The sequence below is a fragment of the Microbacterium sp. BH-3-3-3 genome, assembly GCF_001792815.1.
Classification (GTDB): Bacteria; Actinomycetota; Actinomycetes; order Actinomycetales; family Microbacteriaceae; genus Microbacterium.
Genome location: NZ_CP017674.1, coordinates 2,983,178 through 3,000,137 on the forward strand (window position 1 = coordinate 2,983,178; position 16,960 = coordinate 3,000,137).

16 protein-coding genes are annotated in these 16,960 nt (G+C 69.8%); 3 read left to right on the plus strand and 13 right to left on the minus strand.

Annotation, left to right across the window (positions count from 1 at the left end; translation table 11 throughout):
* Positions 1-18: 18 nt before the first annotated feature.
* Positions 19-981, minus strand: a complete 963-nt coding sequence (locus BJP65_RS13765) for a DMT family transporter (protein WP_070409510.1) — start codon at positions 979-981, stop codon at positions 19-21.
* A gap of 80 nt (positions 982-1,061) precedes the next feature.
* Between BJP65_RS13765 and BJP65_RS13770 the strand changes: the two genes are divergently transcribed.
* Both BJP65_RS13770 and BJP65_RS13775 read left to right on the plus strand, forming a co-directional pair.
* The gene (locus BJP65_RS13770; protein WP_070409511.1) at positions 1,062-1,532 is read left to right on the plus strand and encodes an Lrp/AsnC family transcriptional regulator; all 471 of its coding nucleotides are present in this window, start codon (positions 1,062-1,064) and stop codon (positions 1,530-1,532) included.
* 144 nt (positions 1,533-1,676) lie between these two features.
* Entirely contained in the window at positions 1,677-2,375 is a 699-nt protein-coding gene (locus tag BJP65_RS13775) for a hypothetical protein (protein WP_070409512.1), read from the plus strand.
* Between the two features lie 4 nt (positions 2,376-2,379).
* Here the strand turns inward: BJP65_RS13775 and BJP65_RS13780 are convergent, their stop codons facing one another.
* The 4 genes from BJP65_RS13780 to BJP65_RS13795 form a co-directional block, all read right to left on the minus strand.
* On the minus strand, positions 2,380-2,565 hold the full coding sequence (locus tag BJP65_RS13780; protein WP_070409513.1) for a hypothetical protein: 186 nt from the start codon (positions 2,563-2,565) through the stop codon (positions 2,380-2,382).
* A gap of 96 nt (positions 2,566-2,661) precedes the next feature.
* The gene (locus BJP65_RS13785; protein WP_070409514.1) at positions 2,662-3,702 is read right to left on the minus strand and encodes an aldo/keto reductase; all 1,041 of its coding nucleotides are present in this window, start codon (positions 3,700-3,702) and stop codon (positions 2,662-2,664) included.
* Between the two features lie 79 nt (positions 3,703-3,781).
* Positions 3,782-4,819 carry a methionine synthase gene (locus tag BJP65_RS13790; RefSeq protein ID WP_070409515.1) on the minus strand — a complete coding sequence of 346 codons (1,038 nt, stop codon included), beginning with the start codon at positions 4,817-4,819 and terminating at the stop codon, positions 3,782-3,784.
* Between the two features lie 20 nt (positions 4,820-4,839).
* Positions 4,840-5,832: a putative oxygenase MesX gene (locus BJP65_RS13795; RefSeq protein ID WP_070409516.1), complete on the minus strand. Its 993-nt coding sequence runs from the start codon at positions 5,830-5,832 to the stop codon at positions 4,840-4,842.
* A gap of 118 nt (positions 5,833-5,950) precedes the next feature.
* Between BJP65_RS13795 and BJP65_RS13800 the strand changes: the two genes are divergently transcribed.
* The gene (locus BJP65_RS13800; protein ID WP_070409517.1) at positions 5,951-6,892 is read left to right on the plus strand and encodes a LysR family transcriptional regulator; all 942 of its coding nucleotides are present in this window, start codon (positions 5,951-5,953) and stop codon (positions 6,890-6,892) included.
* 50 nt (positions 6,893-6,942) lie between these two features.
* Here BJP65_RS13800 and BJP65_RS13805 read toward each other — a convergent pair whose 3' ends face one another.
* The 8 genes from BJP65_RS13805 to BJP65_RS13840 form a co-directional block, all read right to left on the minus strand.
* Positions 6,943-7,833 (minus strand): siderophore-interacting protein, encoded by an 891-nt coding sequence (locus tag BJP65_RS13805; RefSeq protein WP_070409518.1) that lies wholly within the window; start codon positions 7,831-7,833, stop codon positions 6,943-6,945.
* Entirely contained in the window at positions 7,830-9,647 is a 1,818-nt protein-coding gene (locus BJP65_RS13810; protein ID WP_070409519.1) for an ABC transporter ATP-binding protein, read from the minus strand. Before BJP65_RS13810 ends, BJP65_RS13805 begins: the two co-directional genes overlap by 4 nt.
* Positions 9,644-11,278, minus strand: coding sequence for an ABC transporter ATP-binding protein (locus tag BJP65_RS13815; RefSeq protein WP_181015940.1), 1,635 nt, complete (start codon positions 11,276-11,278; stop codon positions 9,644-9,646). Before BJP65_RS13815 ends, BJP65_RS13810 begins: the two co-directional genes overlap by 4 nt.
* Before the next feature lie 8 nt (positions 11,279-11,286).
* Complete coding sequence (locus BJP65_RS13820) at positions 11,287-12,075, minus strand: ABC transporter ATP-binding protein (RefSeq protein WP_083285866.1); 789 nt, start codon at positions 12,073-12,075, stop codon at positions 11,287-11,289.
* A gap of 11 nt (positions 12,076-12,086) precedes the next feature.
* Positions 12,087-13,181, minus strand: a complete 1,095-nt coding sequence (locus tag BJP65_RS13825) for an iron chelate uptake ABC transporter family permease subunit (RefSeq protein WP_070409522.1) — start codon at positions 13,179-13,181, stop codon at positions 12,087-12,089.
* On the minus strand, positions 13,178-14,251 hold the full coding sequence (locus BJP65_RS13830; protein WP_070410029.1) for an iron ABC transporter permease: 1,074 nt from the start codon (positions 14,249-14,251) through the stop codon (positions 13,178-13,180). Before BJP65_RS13830 ends, BJP65_RS13825 begins: the two co-directional genes overlap by 4 nt.
* Positions 14,252-14,259: 8 nt before the next feature.
* A complete protein-coding gene (locus BJP65_RS13835) occupies positions 14,260-15,327 on the minus strand; it encodes an ABC transporter substrate-binding protein (protein ID WP_070409523.1) in 1,068 nt (355 codons plus the stop codon).
* 164 nt (positions 15,328-15,491) lie between these two features.
* Positions 15,492-16,280 (minus strand): AraC family transcriptional regulator, encoded by a 789-nt coding sequence (locus tag BJP65_RS13840; RefSeq protein ID WP_258027481.1) that lies wholly within the window; start codon positions 16,278-16,280, stop codon positions 15,492-15,494.
* Positions 16,281-16,960 lie beyond the last annotated feature (680 nt).

Sequence of the window (16,960 nt, forward strand, 5' to 3'; positions counted from 1 at the left end):
CGCACGCGCGGTTACGCCTCACCCTCTGTTCGGAGCGGCGGGCGAAACGGATGCCGCGTCGAGCGGCCGAGCGGCGCGTCGGGGCGCCAGGGTGAAGACGATGACTCCCGTGACGATCAGCGCCAGCGCCACGGCGAGGCCCGCCGTCAGCGGCTCGTGCAGCAGTGGGACCGCGACGAGGGCGGTGAGGACCGGGCTCAGGGCTCCGGCTGTCGCGGTGATGCTGCTGCCGAGGTTCTTCACCGCGACGACGTAGCACGCGGTCGAGAGCAGCCCGGTGCCGATGCCCTGCACGAGGGCGTAGGTACCCAGGCTCGCGAGGTCGGCGGTGCCGGCCAGCAGGTGCGAGGGCATCACCCCCGTCACGATGAGCGCGACGGCGGCGAGCGTGGAGCTGAGCGAGACGATCACGATCACACCGAGCGGATCGAGCCGCGTCCGGGCGAGACCGAGCGTGTAGACGGCCCAGACGAAGCCCGCGCCCACGAGCACGGCGACGCCGCCGACGCTCGCGGTGTCGCCGGTGAGGGCTGCGGCGGCGGCGATACCCGCGACGATCGCCCCGAGCGCGAGCAGGCGCCGGCGCGAGACGGCGGCGCGATGGCGGAGGAAGAGCAGGACGGCGACGAACAGGGGCACGGTACCGGGCACGAGCAGCCCGGTGAGCGCCGCCGAGGTGAGGTGCGCGCCCCACGCGAAGATCAGGAAGTGGGGAAGGCCGGCCAGCAGCACGAGCGCCACGACGGCGGGGCGTTCGGTGCGCAGGATGCGAAGGGTCCGCGGGATCCACGGGACGAGCAGCAGGCCGGGCACGGCGAAACGCACGACCGCGGCGTCGGCCATCGTCAGCCCCACGCCGTCGAGGGCGCGCGTCGACAGGGCGAACGCCGACCACAGCGCCACGACCGCCGCGAGGGCGGCGGTGCCGACGACGACGCGGGGCGACAGCAGAGAAGGGCGGGGGAGGGCGAACGTCGTCACCCCTCGACGGTAGGGAGCGCCGCGCCGCAGCCGATTGCGAATATTGCCGAACAGTGACGTGGATTGGCAGAATCTGCTGCATGCACTCGCTCGACCGCATCGATCGCCTCATTCTGCGCGAACTCCAGCAGGACGCCCGCCTGACCAACCAGGAGCTCGCCGACCGCGTCGGGCTGTCGCCCTCGCCCTGTCTGCGGCGCGTGCGCCAGCTGGAGCAGGCGGGCATCATCGAGGGCTATCGCGCCGTCGTCTCGCCGCGCGCCGTCGACCTCCCCATCACCGCGTTCGTGCGCCTGCGGCTTGCCTCGCACGAGGGGGCGACGGTCGACGCCGTCGAGGAGCGCCTGCGCGCCATTCCGCACATCGTCGAAGCGCACCTGCTCGCCGGCGACTGGGACTACCTCGTGCGCATCGTCACGTCGAGCTTCGACGCGTACGAGCGACTGCTGCGCGAACACCTCCGCGCCATTCCCTCACTGGCCTCGATCGACACGACGTTCGCGTTCGGGGTCACCAAGCCCGTGTCGGCGTTGCCGCTCGACGCCCGGTGAGCGGCGCCGTGCCGCCGGGGACGATATCTCACGCCGCACGATCGGCCGGCGGGCAGGGCGGTGCCGACGGATCGCGCGTCGATACGATGTGACGACCCGTGGTCACGGCATCCGGGATCCGTTCGTGCGAAAGGAACCCGCGACGTGGACGACCTCGCCCGCTGGGCCGCGGCTCTGACGACGATGGTCGGTCTGGGACTCACCCTCGGGCTCAACCCGGCTCTGTACGGGGCGACCGCCGACATGCTCGCCCAGAACACCCGCGTTCCGGCGCGGATGGGGTGGATGGTCGGGGGCCTGGCGACCGGGGCGACGATCCTGTACCTGCTGCTGCAGAGCTTCGACCCCACCGAGTTCGTCGCGGCGGCTGAGCGCAGCACGACCGAGGCGGTGCTCGACCGGCGGGTCGACCTGATCGCCGGCACGATGTTCCTGCTCGGTGCGGTCGCGGTGGCGTGGTGGAAGCTCCGCGTCCCGGTGCGTTCCCCCGCGCGCAGACAGGTCCAGGCCCGCGCGCACTCGTGGAGCTACTACGTGCTCGGCGTCAGCTGCTCGGTCATCGGATTCACGACGCTGCCGATCATGTACATGACCGGGCGGATCGCCGACGGCGTCAGCGACCACCCCCTGCTGCGGTGGCTGGCCTACGCGGTGTTCCTCGTGGCGCTCGCCGCGCCGTTCGTGCTGCTGGCCACGGCGTGGATCCACTTCCCCGCCACCGCGGCACGGGTGAACCGCATCTACTCGCACCTGATCGATATGGATCACCGGTGGGTCTACGCGACCGTGCTCGCGGTGGCGGGCGTGGCCTGCCTCGTGCTCGGGGTCTTCCCGGGGCGCTAGTCGTTCAGCGCGCGTTGCGCTGCTTCAGCAGCTTCGCCTGCACCTTGCGACGGATCTTCTGCACCTTCGGGTCCTTCCAGACCCGGTAGGCGACGGTCCCCGCCGCAGCGGCACGACCGATCGCCGTCCGCGCGAGCACAGCGCCCGCGAGTCCCACCGCTCCGGTTCCGATCCAACGTCCGACACCCATGGTCACTCCTCGTTCTGCGTCGTGGGAGTCCCACTCAACGCGAACGGATGCCGGATACCCCGGCGGTTGCGCAACGCCCGCCGATGTGGGTGAGGGTCAGCGCAGCGACCCGCCCACGGTCGCGGCGAACGGCTCGAGGGCCGCGATGACGTCGTCGGTCAGCGTGACCTTGCTTGCGGCGACCGCGTCGTCGATCTGGCTCGTGCGCGAGGCGCCGATGATCGCCGTCGTGACCACCGGATTGCGCAGCACCCACGCCACGGCGAGCTGGGGGATCGACAGGCCGGCCTCGCGCGCGACGCCGTCGATCCCGCGGATGCGGCCGAGGTAGTCGTCGGTCAGGGCGGACTCGTCGAGGAATCGACTGTCGGCGGCGCGCGAGTCGGCGGGCACCGTTCCGTCGAGGTACTTCGCCGTCAGCAGTCCCTGGGCGAGGGGCGAGAAGACGGCGCTGCCGACCGAGAGTTCGCGCAGCACCGGGAACAGCTCGGCCTCGGGCGTGCGGTCGAACAGCGAGTACCGCGGCTGGTGGATGAACAGGCGCACGCCCTCGGCGGCGAGCAGCTCGTGCGCGCGTCGCGTGAGATCGGCCGGGTAGTTCGAGATGCCCGCGTACAGCGCCTTGCCGCTGCGGACGATGTCGGCGAGCGCTCCGACCGTCTCTTCGATCGGGGTCTCGGGGTCGACGCGGTGCGAGTAGAAGACGTCGACGTAGTCGGTGCGCATGCGCGTGAGGCTCTGCTCGAGCGAGCGGATCAGGTACTTGCGCGAGCCGCCGTCGCCGTACGGGCCGGGCCACATGTCGTAGCCCGCCTTCGTCGAGACGAACAGCTCGTCGCGGTACCGGCGCAGGTCAGTGTCGAGCACCGTGCCGAAGGTTGTCTCGGCGGCGCCGTAGGGCGGGCCGTAGTTGTTGGCGAGGTCGATGTGCACGACCCCGCGGTCGACCGCGTGGCGCAGGATCTCGCGCTGGGTGTCGAGCGTGCGCCCGCTGCCGAAGTTCTGCCACAGACCGAGCGAGATGCGAGGAAGGGGGATGCCGCTGGCCCCGGCGCGGGCGAAGGGCACGTCGTCGTAGCGGGTGGGTGCCGCCTCGAACGGGGAGGACAGGCGGGGGTCATCGGCGGCGATGGGCATGGTTCTCCTCGGAACGAAAAGCGGTGTGATCCGACTCTGCCACGCCCACGCCGCCCGCGTGGCATCCGCCGTTCGGGACTCAGGCGGCGGTGCCGGACAGCTCGCCGCGCAGCAGGGCCGCTCCGGCCGACAGCGCGCTGAGCTTGTCGAAGGCGACACCGCGCGGCAGCGGCGCCATGCCGCAGTTGGAGCTCGGGATGAGCTTGTCGGCGTCGACGAACTGCAGCGCGCGCCGCAGGGTGTCGGCGACCTCTTCGGGGGTCTCGATCCGCTCGCTGGCGACATCGAGCGCCCCGAGCATGATCTTCTTGCCGCGGATCAACTCGATGAGATCGATCGGCACGTTCGAGCGGTGGCTCTCCAGCGACACGATGTCGATCGACGACTGCTGCAACAGGGGGAACGACTCCTCGTACTGCCGCCACTCCGACCCGAGGGTGGCCTTCCAGTCGGTGTTGGCCTTGATGCCGTAGCCGTAGCAGATGTGCACGGCCGTCTCGGCGCGCAGGCCTTCGGCTGCGCGTTCGAGCGCGGCGACACCCCAGTCCTTCATCTCGTCGAAGAAGACGTTGAAGGCGGGCTCGTCGAACTGGATGATGTCGACCCCCGCCGCTTCGAGCTCGCGTGCCTCTTGGTTGAGGATGGTCGCGAACTCCCACGCCAGCTTCTCGCGGCTGCCGTAGTAGCGGTCGGAGAGCGTGTCGATCATCGTCATGGGTCCCGGCAGTGCCCACTTGATCGGCTGATCGGTCTGCGTGCGCAGGAAAGCGGCGTCGTCGACGAACACGGGGCCCCGGCGGCTCACGGCGCCGACCACGGTCGGAACGCTCGCGTCGTACCGGTTGCGGATGCGGACCGTCTCGCGGTTCTCGAAGTCGACGCCGTCGAGGTTCTCGATGAACGTCGTGACGAAGTGCTGACGCGTCTGCTCGCCGTCGCTGATGATGTCGATCCCGCGTCGCTCCTGCTCCTGCACCGCGGAGCGCAGGGCGTCGTGCTTGCCCTCGACGAGGATCTCGCCCTCGAGCTCCCACGGTGACCACAGCACCTCGGGCTTCGCGAGCCACGCGGGCTTGGGAAGGCTGCCGACGGTGGAGGTGGGAAGAAGGGTGGGCACGGGGGTGGATCCTTCGCGGGTCATCGGACGGGGGCGGCGTAGGCGGCGGCCCACTGGTCGAGAACGAGGCGGTGGGGCTTCACGAAGTGCTCCTCGGCGTAGCGCCCCTGCGTGACGGCGAGCTGGCTGCGCTCTTCGCGGTCGTAGTCGATGCCGGTGCGCACGAAGTCGGGCTGGTCGAGCGTCGGACGGTAGACCGCGCCGGCGGGGGTGACGGCGTTGTAGACCTCGGGGCGGTAGATCTTCTGGAAGGTCTCCATCGTGCTGATGGTGCCGATCAGCTGCAGGTCGGTGTAGTCACCCAGCAGGTCGCCGCGGAAGTAGAACGCGAACGGCGCCACGCTGCCCCGCGGCATGAAGTAGCGCGCCTGCAGGCCCATCTTGGCGAAGTACTCGTCGGTCATCGAGAACGAGTCCTGCTCGTACTCGATACCCAGCACGGGGTGCACCACGCCCGTACGGCGGTAGGTGCGGCTCGTCGACACGCTGATGCAGATCACGGGCGACTGGGGGAAGCGCTCGCGGTAGGCATCCGAGTCGAGGAAGTGCTGGAAGAGCTTTCCGTGCAGGATGCCGAAATCGTCGGGCACCGTGAACCCGGTGCCGCTCGCGTTGGCCGCGGGCAGGACCACGCTGAAGTCGTAGTCGCGCAGGTACGACGAGAAGTTGTTGCCGACGATCCCTCGATGGCGCTCGCCGGTGGCGGTGTCGACGACGTGCACGTCGAGCACCTCGATCACGGGGATGTGCTCGTCGTCGGCGCCGTCGGTGAACTGCAGCTGCACCGAGACGATGTCGAGCTCGACGCGGTACCGGTCGCCGGTGGGGTTGTCGTCGCTCGCGAGGTCGTTGAAGCGGCGGTCGATCATCGAGAGGGCGTTGCGCAGGTTCTGCTGCCGGTGCTCTCCCCGCGCGAGGTTGGCGAAGTTCGTCGTGACGCGCGAGGTGTCGGCCGGGGCGTAGTCCTCGTCGAAACGGGTGGTGCTGATGCTGAACGTGATGTCGTTCGCCATGAGAAGCCAATCGGGGCCGAGAGGCGCGGGCCTCGGGGAAGTCGGTGACTCCATCGTGCTCGGATGCCGCGGTCATCGGGTAATTCCGCTCAGCTATGCACGCCTATAGCCTGGGGCTATGGCCAAGCGTACGAGCGGCATCACCCTGCAACAGCTCCAGTACTTCATCGAGGTCGCCGCCGAGGGATCGATCACCGCCGCGGCCGACATCCTCTTCGTCGCTCAACCGACCATGTCGGCCGCGATGAAAGACCTCGAGCACCGGGTGGGACGCGATCTGCTCACGCGTTCCGCGCGCGGGGTCACCCTCACCGTCGACGGCGTGGAGTTCCTCGGCTACGCGCGTCAGGTCGTCGAACAGGCCGAGCTGCTCGAGCAGCGCTACCTCGGCCGGCCGCCCTCGCGGCGCCTGCTCGGGGTCTCGACCCAGCACTACTCGTTCGCCGTCGACGCGTTCGTGCGCATGGTGAAGGGCACGAACGCGGCGGAGTACGAGTTCTCGCTGCGCGAGACCCGCACCTTCGACATCATCGAAGACGTCCGCACGCTCCGCAGCGAGCTCGGCATCCTGTTCCGCAACGACTTCAACCGCAACGTCCTCGACAAGCTGCTGCGCGACTCGGGGCTGGCGTTCCACCCGCTGTTCGTCGCCGAGCCGCACATCTTCGTCTCGCGGCGCAACCCGCTCGCCCAGCGCACGCGCGCCACCCTCGACGACCTCGTCGCCCTGCCGCGCCTGACGTTCGACCAGGGGGCGAACAACTCCTTCTACTTCGCCGAAGAGATCCTCTCGACGCTGTCGAGCGCGCAAGAGATCCGCGTCTCGGACCGCGCCACGATCTTCAACCTCATGATCGGTCTCGACGGCTACACGATCTCGACCGGCATCATCAGCGACGACCTCGACCCCGAGATCGTCGCCGTGCCCCTCGACGTCGACGAGCACATCGAGATCGGCTGGATCGGCCGCACCGCGATCCCCCTCACCGAGCAGGCGCAGCGGTACCTCGCCGAGGTGCGCGACGTGGTGGCGGGGTTCGGCGTGGAGGTGCTCGGGTAGGGGGAGCGGATGCCATGTCTCCCGCCCGCTGTCGGGTGCGGCGCTGACCGTCAGAGTCCGAGGCGACCCAGGCGCTCCTCGACGCGAATCTGCACGTCTTCCGGCTCGTCGTCCGTGGACTCGGTCCACATCGCGGCGAGCTCTTTCTGGACGGACTCGGGGAGTGCGGCGAACTTCTCGTCCCACGCGGCGACCGGCGTCCAGTATCCGACGACCTTGAACCTGGTCGCGGGCAGGCCGAGCTCCTTGCGCAGGTATTTGCGGACGTCTCGCAGCGCGACGGTCTCGCCGGCGACCCAGACGTAGCCCTCGTCGAGTGGGAGACGCGCGTCTACGACGCCGCGCACCAGGTGACCCAGAGCGCTCGGGCTGTGGCCGTTGCCGCCGATCACCCAGGTGACCTCGACATCGGGGCCCGCGTCGAAGGGCAGCCGGTCGTCTTCGTGGGGGACCTCGAGGACGACGCGGGTGCGCACGCCCTCCGGCGCGTTCGCGGCGATGCGTGCCGCAGCGGGCAGGCCGGTGAGATCGGCCACCAGAACCTGCCAGGTGATGCCGGCCGGGGGAGCGTACAGACCGGTCGGCGCGTTCAGGCCGAGCACGTGGCCGGGCTCTGCGCGGAGCGCCCACGGCCCCGCGACACCGGATTCGTGGGTCACGAAGTCGATGTCGAGTTCGCCGGCATCCTGGCGCACGGCACGGATCGTGTACGTGCGCATCGGAGCCTCCGGCGCCCCCGCCGGGGTCTCCCACCAGTCCCCGGCGGGAATGGGCAGTGAGACGTCGGTGGGGTCCTCGCCGCGCGGGAAGAACACGCGCACGTATTCGTCGCCGATCCCCGTGCTCACGAAGTCAGCGACGCCGTCGCCGCCGAGGGTGATGCGGACCAGGTTCGGGGTGAGGGTGGTGGTGCTGCTGACGATGCCGCGGTGGATGATCACGGAGTCTCCGTCTCTGGGCTCGGGGAGGGCTGGCGGGGGTAACGGGTGGTCGTGTTCTGCGCCGAGGGGGTCTGGGCGGTCCAGGCGTCGCGGTAGAGCCCGTCGACGGCGAGGAGCGTCTCGTGCGTGCCGCGCTGCGTCGGACGCCCGTCGGCGAAGACGACGATCTGCTCGGCCGTGGCGGCCTGCTGCAGCCGGTGCGCGATGAGCAACGCCGTGCGGCCGTGGCGCAGGGCGGTAATCGCCTTCTCCACCGCGTCGCGGTGGTGCAGCCCGACGTCGGCGGTCGCCTCGTCGAGGATCACGACGGCGGGATCGGCCAGGAACGCCCGCGCGATGGCGAGCTGCTGAATGCGGCCCTCGTCCAGGGGCACGGCGGGCTCATGCGACGAGTCGGAGCCGCCGGGTTGCGCGGTGAGCGCGTCGACCGCCCAGTCCGCCCCGACCGCTTTCACCGCGGCGACCATCTGGTCGAGGCTGGCGTCGGGTGCCACCAGGCGCAGGTTGTCGGCGATCGTGCCCCGGAAGTGGTGCAGCTCCTGCGAGAGGTAGTAGGGCGCATTCGCGGTGGAGGCCAGGTGCACGCTGCCCGACGTCGGCGGGTGGTGTCCGGCGATCACCCGGGCAAGGGTGCTCTTGCCCGACCCCGAGGCGCCGACCAGCGCGGCGGTCGTGCCCGCAGGCACGTGCAGGTTCACGTCGCTGATACCGCGGCCGGTGGTCGGGTAGTGGAACGTCACCTGCCGCACCTCGAGCCCTCCGGATGCCGTCGAAGCGGCATCCGATTCCCCCTCCCGTGCGCTCGAGGGCGCCGGAGCGAGGTCGATGACGCCCACGAGGCGCGCGAGTCCGATCGCCGCGCGCTGGATGTCGTTGAGTCCGAAGATCAACTGACCGACCGGCCCGAACAGCCGATGGAAGAGCAGTGCCGCCGTCGTCACCATGCCCACCGTGATCGCCCCGGCGGACTGCAGCAGAAAACCCGTACCGAGGATCGCGGCCAGGCCGACCAGCTCTCCGGCGTTGATCCACCGGAACAGCCGGTTCGTCACCCGGACGCCCTCGATCTGCATCCGGATCGAGGCTTCGGCGCGCTCGGACACGCGAGCGAGCGCGTGATCCTGCTCGTTGAACGCGGTGAGCGTGTCGATGCCCTCGACCGCCTCGAGCACGGCCTGACTGCGCGCGGCCTCACGTATGCGCACCTCGCGGAAAACGACGCGCGACCTACGCAGGAACGCCCGGGTGCCGAGCACGTAGAACGGCGCCGAGGCGATACCGGCGAGCGCGAGCCAGGGGTCGAGCGCGGTCAGCGCGACCACCGAGACGGCGATGGCGAAGGCGGCGGACAACAGGGTGGGCGCGACGTTGCCCCCGGCTTCCGCGACGGCGTCGACGTCACCGGTGAGGCGGGAGAGCAGGTCGGCGCTCTCGCCGTCATCGACGGTGCTCACCGGCAGGCGCATGGCCGAGGTGAACACGTCTTCGCGCAGGCGGGCGAGCATGTCCTGCACCAGTGCGGTGAGCACACGCACCGCCCAGAGCATCACGACCGCAGATCCGATCGCCCCGGCACCGGCGCCGATGACCCAGCCCGCGATCGTGAGGGATCCCGCGTCGGACGAGACGGCGTCGACGATGCGCCCCAGACACGCGGGCATCACGATGCCCAGAGCGGATGCCGCGAGGAACAGCACGGCGACGCCGGCCACTCTGCCCGGGTGCTGTCTCAGCAGTGCCCCGATCGCCGTGCGCACGCGCGCGCCGGAGGCGATCGGCAGAAGGGGCGGGGCGGTGTCGAGGGCGTCGCTCATGCCGACTCCGATCCGTGGGAGGAGAGTTCGATGACCCGGTCGCAGGCTCCCAGCAGCACGGGGGAGGTGGTGATCACGATGACGGTGTCGCTGTGTCGGGCGAGCGAACGGGCGATGCGCGCCTCGGTGACGGCATCGACGGCCGAGGTCGGCTCGTCGAGCACGAGCACGTCGGCCTTCGCGTGCAGGGCGCGGGCGATCCCGATGCGCTGTCGCTGTCCTCCCGAAAGTCGTCGGCCCGCCTCGCCGACCTTCGAGTCCCAGCCCCCGATCTGCACGACGGTGTCCTGCAGCGCCGCCATGTCGACGAGCGAGGGGTTCGGGGATCCGTCGGTGCCGTGTCCGCGCACGGCTTCGCGCAGCGTGCCGTTCACGATCGTCTGACCGTGCGGCGGGGCGACGACGCGGCGGCGGTATTCGACCGGGTCCCACTCGGACAGGTCCCGTCGTTCACCGTCGACGGCGAGTTGCACGTGACCCGGCACGGGCGGCGTGCGCAGGCCGAGGCGTCGGGAGAGCGCTCGGGCCGTGTCGCTGTCGGGAGGAAGGATGCCGAGCAGCTCGCCCTTCCTCACCTCGACGAGCGACTCGGGCTCGGCGCCGGCCCGGAAGGCCAGCACGACGTCGTCCGCCGCATCCCGACGGCGTTCGTGCGTCACGGGTGGGGCGAGCAGGTCTTCGGCGTCGATGACCTCGGCGAGCCGCTTGGCCGAGGCGAGCTTGTGGATCCAGTTCGAGGGGAACGAGCCCGCGTAGGCGAGGTAGCCGGTGATGAACTGGGCGAGGCCGAGCACGGCGACCAGCTCGCCGATGCTGATGCGACCCTCGGATGCGAACCACGCCGACATCCCCGCGAGCGCGGTCGTCGCGACCGCGGCCAGCGTGCTGCTGATCGCCTCGTACGAGGCGAGGGATCGACCGGCGGCCGTCGCGGCTCGCCGGGCGGTGTCGCTCGCGGCGACGTAGCGCCGCACGGCCTCCTCGCGGGCGCCGATGCCCACCAGCACGCGGAATCCGCTCATGAAGTCGGCGGCGATGGCCCCCGCCTCGGTGGCGGCGTGCTGTTCGGCGAAGCCTCGACGCTCGAGCGGACGCGAGACGACCTGCATCACGAACATCATCGCGATCGTCGAACCGAACACGACGAGAGTCGCGACCGGCGAGATCACCAGGATCGCCAGCCCGGCGCCGACGATCGCGGCGATCGTGGAGCACTGCTGCGCCACCGACCAGGCGACACCGGCCACGCGATAGGTGTCGGAGGTCACGAAGGTCAGCGCTTCACCCGGCGTCACCGTGCGGCGGGACAGTCGGGGGCGCAGCATTCGCGACAGGGCGAGGTGGCGCAGCGCCTGCTCGCCGTAGCCGTAGATCGAGACCATCAGACAGGATGCCGACTGGTAGCTCACGGTGAGCACCAGGAACGTCGCGACCAGCACACTGATCCAGACGGCGAGCGCGACCGGGTCGGCGGGGAGCACGGCGCGGTCGATCGTCGCGCCGATGAGGACGGGGATCGTGGCCTCGGCCAGCGCGTGCACGATGAGCAGTGCCGTTGCCGCGGCGAGGGCCGCACCGCGCCCCTCGGCCTTCAGCGCGATCCCGAAGAGCCGCCGCGGAGTCTTCGTCACTGTTGTCGTCACTGCGTCCGCCGACCGAGCGGCAGCACCAGCGGTGTGCCCGAGACGGGGTCGGTGATCACCGTGCAGGGCAGGTCGTACACGGCCTCCACGAGATGGGCGGTGATGATCTCGCGGGGGTCTCCCTGCGCCACGATGGCCCCGTCGCGCATCGCCACGAGGTGGGTCGCGTAGCGCGCGGCGTGATTGAGGTCGTGCAGTACGGCCACCAGGGTGGTGCCGCTGCGGTGCAGATCGGCGAACAGCTCCATCAGGTCGATCTGGTGCGCGATGTCGAGGAAGGTCGTCGGCTCGTCGAGCAGCAGGTGCGGGGTCTGCTGGGCGAGGGCCATGGCCACCCATACGCGCTGCCGCTGGCCGCCCGAGAGTTCGTCGACCAGCCGGCGGGACAGATCGGTGACCCCGGTCGCCGCCATCGCCTCGGAGACCGCGCGCTCATCGGCGGCGCTCCAGGTGCGCATCGCACTCTGGTGGGGGAACCGGCCCCGTCCGACCAGGTCGGCGACGGTGATCCCGTCGGGGGCGAGGGACGACTGGGGGAGGAGCCCCAGCTTGCGTGCGGCATCCTTCGGCTTGAGGGAGCGCAGCTCGTCGCCATCGAGCAGCACGGCACCGGTGCGAGGGCGAAGCAGTCGAGCGAACCCGCGCAGCAGGGTCGACTTGCCGCACGCGTTCGGTCCGATGATGATCGTGAACGAGTTGTCCGGCACCTCCAGCGACAGGTCGGAGATGACGGGGGTCTCCCCGTAGCCCAGCGTGATGTCGCGGGCGCGCAGCGAAGCGATCATGCGTGTTCCTTTCAGGTGCGGCGCGCGTACTGCGCGGCCAGCAGCCAAGCGAGATAGATGCCGCCGATCGAGACCGTCACGACCCCGACGGGGACCGCGACGAGCTGGGCGACCGCGTCGGAGACCACGACGAGGGCGGCGCCGGTCAGCATCACCGGGACGGGGTCCATCGGGGTGTTCGAGCGGGTGAGGCGCTGCGAGATCTGCGGAGCCGCCAGCGCGATGAACGAGAGAGGGCCGGCGGCCGCGGTGACCAGCGCCACCAGAGCGACGCCGAACACCATCGCGGCGAGCCGCGTGCGACCGGGAGTGATGCCCAGCGCGGTCGCCGCGTCGTCGCCCATCTCGAGAACCGGCAGCGTGCGGCTCAGCGGAAGTGACAACACGGTGACGATCGCGAACACGATCGAGGCGGGGACCAGCTGCTCGAAGCCGAGCGAGGCGAGCGAACCCGCCCCCCAGGTCGCCGCCATCATGGCCTTCTCGACGCTGACCGAGATCAGGATCCAGGAGGTGAGCGACCCGAGCCCGGCCGAGACGCCGATACCGACGATGATCAGGCGAAACGACGACAGGGTCCTCTTGTTCGCCAGCACGTACACGAGCAGTGCGGTAAGCAGACCGCCGACGAGTGCCCCGGCGGCCTTGAACATGTAGGTGTTCAGCTCCAGCACCACCATCGTGAGGGTCACCCCGAACTGGGCGCCGATGCCGAAGCCGATGATGTCGGGCGAGCCGAGCGGATTGCGGGTGAGCGACTGGAAGATGCCGCCGGCCAAGGCGAGAGCGGCGCCGCAGAGCACCGCGAACAAGACCCGTGGCAGTCGCCACTCGAGGACCACCTGGCGGATGTCGGAGTCGGAGGACGGGTCGACGACAGCGCGGATGACCGCCGCGAGGTCCACCTCGTAGGCGCCGATCGTCATCGACCACAGACCCGCGGCGACGATCACGACGACGAGCAGCACGCAGATCACGATCGAGCGGACCGGGATGAGCGTCGCGACGCGGGCGGTGTCGATTCGGATCTGCCGACGTCCGCGGTCGACGGGCGCGAAGGCTGCGTCATCGTGTGCGGTGGGGGTGGGGCGCCGATCGATGCTCACAGTCCGCTCACCCGCTCGCGGCGCACGAGCGCGATCAGGAGCGGGGCGCCCAGCAGGGCGGTGACGATCCCGACGCGCAGCTCGCCGCTGGGCAGCACGATGCGGCCCAGGACGTCGGCGAACAACAGGAAGGTCGGGCCGATGATCATGGCGTACGTCAGCACCCAGCGCTGATCGGGGCCCGTGAACCACCGCACGATGTGGGGGATCATCAGCCCCACGAAAGCGATGGGACCGGCGGCGGCGACGCTCGTGCCCGCCAGCAGCGTGACCGCGATGATCACGAGCACGCGGGTGACACGCACCCTGGCGCCGAGCGCCTGGGCCAGGTCGTCGCCGAGGGCCAGCGCGTTCAGGGAACGGGCGCACAACAGCCCTATCAGCAGACCGCCGACGATCAGCGGGGTTGCCCAGGCGAGCTGGTCGAGGGTGCGTCCGCCGATCGAGCCTACGCCCCAGAAGCGCATGACCTGGAGCGTGCCCAGATCGCGCAGCACGATCGCGGTCGTGAGGCCGGTGAGCGCCGCGCCGAGGGCGACCCCGGCGAGCGTCAGCTTCATGGGCGTGGCCCCGGAGGCTCCGAACGAGCCGAGCGCGTACACGAGGATGGTCAGCACGAAGGCACCGGCCAGCGCGAAGGGCACGTACGCGCCGGGGGTGGTCAGCCCCAGCACCCCGACCGCGAACGTGACGGCGAAGGATGCCCCCGCGTTCACCCCCAGGATGCCGGGGTCGGCCAGGGGGTTGCGGGTGAAGGCCTGGATGAGCCCGCCGCACACGGCCAAGCCCGCGCCCACGACGATGCCCAGCACCGTTCGGGGCACCCGCAGCTCCACCACCATGAGGTGCAGGGGGTCGGCGTCGTCATAGGCGAACAGGGAGTGCAGCACGGTGAGGGGATCGATCGCCCGGTTGCCGACGGCCAGCGAGGCGAGGGTGGCGAGCACCAGCACCACCGCCGAGACGATGAGTCCCAGCACGAGGGTCGCGTTGCGGTGCGGAGAGCCGACTGCCCGGCCCTCCGCACCCGTGTTCGAGACGTCCGTGCCGTCTGTCGTCGCCAGGGACATCTCGCGGGTCACTCTCCCGCGATGGTCGGCGTGCCCTGCAGCGCGGCCGCGAGGTCGTCGACGTACGTCGGGAGGATGTACTTCAGCGACAGCACGGTCGGAGCGCTGATCGCGGAGGCCTTCACGGCATCCGCGTAGATCACGTAGGAACCGTTCGCGACCGGGTTCCAGCGCGAGACGACCTTGTTCTCGACCGTGTACGTGCCTTCCGCGGCGCTCCCGCCCCAGGCGGCGAACAGGTCGGCCTGCACGTCGTAGAGCTTCTCCAGGCTGACACCGGTGTACCAGTTGTCGCCCTCGGCGCTCGCGAGGAAGCTGTCCATGGCCGAGGTGGAGGTGAATCCGAGCGCCTCCGTGATGCGCACGCGGGGGTCGTAGTTCAGATAGACGCCGAGGTCGGTGCCGCCCTCGTTCAGGGTCAGACCCCAGACGAAGGTCTTGTCCTGGAACTCGGGGTGCTCGCCGGCGAGGGTGGTGATCTGCTCCTCGGTCTCGGCGATCAGCTCCTCGGCCTTGGCGTCCTCCGACAGCGCCTTGCCGACGGTCCGCGTCATGCCCTCCCAGGTGCCCGGATTCCACGGTCCGTCGATGTACGGCACGGTCGGCGCGATCTCACTGAGGCGCTCGTACTCGATGTCGCTCACGCCCGAGTACAGGCTGAGGATCAGGTCGGGCTTGAGGGCCTTGATCGCCTCGTAGTTGGGTCCGTCTTCGGTGAACGGGATGATCTCGGGGGTCTCGCCGTACTTCTCGGTCACGAACTCCTCGAACCACGGCTGGTAGCCGCTCTCGCCAGCGCCCCAGACCTCTTCGATGCCGACCGGGTTCGTGCCGAGGGCGGCGACGACGTCGGGCGTCATCCAGCCGAGGGCGACGACGCGCTGAGGCTTCTCGGGAATGACGGTCTCGCCGTGGCCGTGCTCGATGACCACGCCACCGGCGGAGGTCGAGGGCGTGGTGGATCCGGCGGTCTCGCCGCTGGTCGAGCAGCCGGTCAGGATGAGGGCAGCGGCGATGGCCGCGGCAACGAGCGCGGACCCGCGCCGGATTTTCGGGCGCGCGAAAGCGTGCGACATGGTTCTCCTTGAGAGATGGGAGGGGAGTGCCGCGGCAACGCGGCGAGAAGTTAGGTAAGCATGCCCTAACAAATCGATGCTAGATCGCGGATGCGGCGGCCAGTGTCGATCGATGGACGACTTGTGTCGTCAAACAGACACGTCGGCTCGAGCGGGCGCGAGAGTCAGCGCCAATAGAGGTGGTGTGCGGAGTCCGCCTGCACGCGTGCGACATGCTGACGCGGGGTGAGTCCGAACCGCTCCTTGAAGCTCGCGGAAAAGGCGCTGGTCGTGGCATAGCCGCACCGGTGAGCCGCCGCACCGATGGGGGTGCCATCGATGATCAGGCGGGCGCCGAGGGTCAACCGAACCCCGGTGCGCCACCGCCCGAACGTCATGCCGACGTCGTTCTGGAAGATGCGCAGTACGGTGCGCTCATGCAGACCGTGGGCGAGGAACAGCTCGCCGGCGCTGCGCGGATCGCCTGGATCGTCCAGCACCGCCTGCGTCAGCGCGCGCACGCGCTCGTCGGTGGGCAGCGGGACCTCGCCCCAGCCATTGAGCGCATCGGGGGTCGGCTGCTGCAGCATCTCGATCAGAGTGGACTGGATGCGCACGCGCAGGTCGGTGGGCATGTCGTTGATGCCGAGGTGCAGCAGCATCTCCTGCACGGCGCGCGGCACGAGGACCCGTGTGATGTCGTCGATCGGTGTGATGGCGGACGTTGCCGGCAGATAGGTGTAGCAACCGACGGAGTCCCGTTCGTGGTGCGCCGTGTGCGGCGTATGCGCGGGGATCCAGACCCCTTGGCCCGGAGCGAGTCGCCACATCGCGTCCTGCAGGTGGATCCACACGGTGCCGCGGTAGCACCACGCGAGCATCGCGTCGGCGTGCGAGTGCGGAGGCGAGAGCGGGCGGGTGCCGGTGTCTTCCCCGGTCACTACCCCTGTCCCCATCAGGTACGGCTTCACCACGGTCGATGGATGCTCGGGGCTCGCGTCCCAATCGGCCTGCCGGTATGAGTTCATCCTGTGCTCCGGTGGGATGGTCGCCTACTCCGCGCGCGATCGATGTGGAGCATTTCGATGTCCGTGACACCTTCTCCGCCGCGGCGCGCAAAGTCGGCTCGGTGGGAACGCTGCGGGTACGAGTGCCTACCCGACGGTCATTCGGTGGCTTACTGCGGCGCCCTGGGTCTGGGGAGACCCGCGCATTTCGATTCTCACCGATCGATCGGCGGTGGTGTGGTCAGCATAGAACGTCGGCTCGGACTCGGCGGGTGTGAGGTGGTGGCCGCGAAGCAAACCCGTGCGACGGCGACGAACCATTTGACATGCATTGTGGGAGTCGGGCGGGTAGGCGGGCGCCTACCCCTTGGCCCGCTACTTCGGGGCAGTCGAGAACGGTCAGGCGCCAGCGCGTCGCGTGATATCCGGTGCCTTCAGATCGAGAACGCTTCCCGGTCGACGCATTTCGGCGAACTGACACCCACCTCCGTTCAATAGCTCGATCGAACGGGCGCGAAGAGTAGAACTCGCGCGCGGTCTGCCGAGGAAGGCGAGGTGTCTCGATGATGTGAAGCCGGCAGCGGTTGAACGGTTCAACTCTTGCCCTGGTGCATCACCCGCCCCTAGTCGGGTTTGTCCGACGTCCA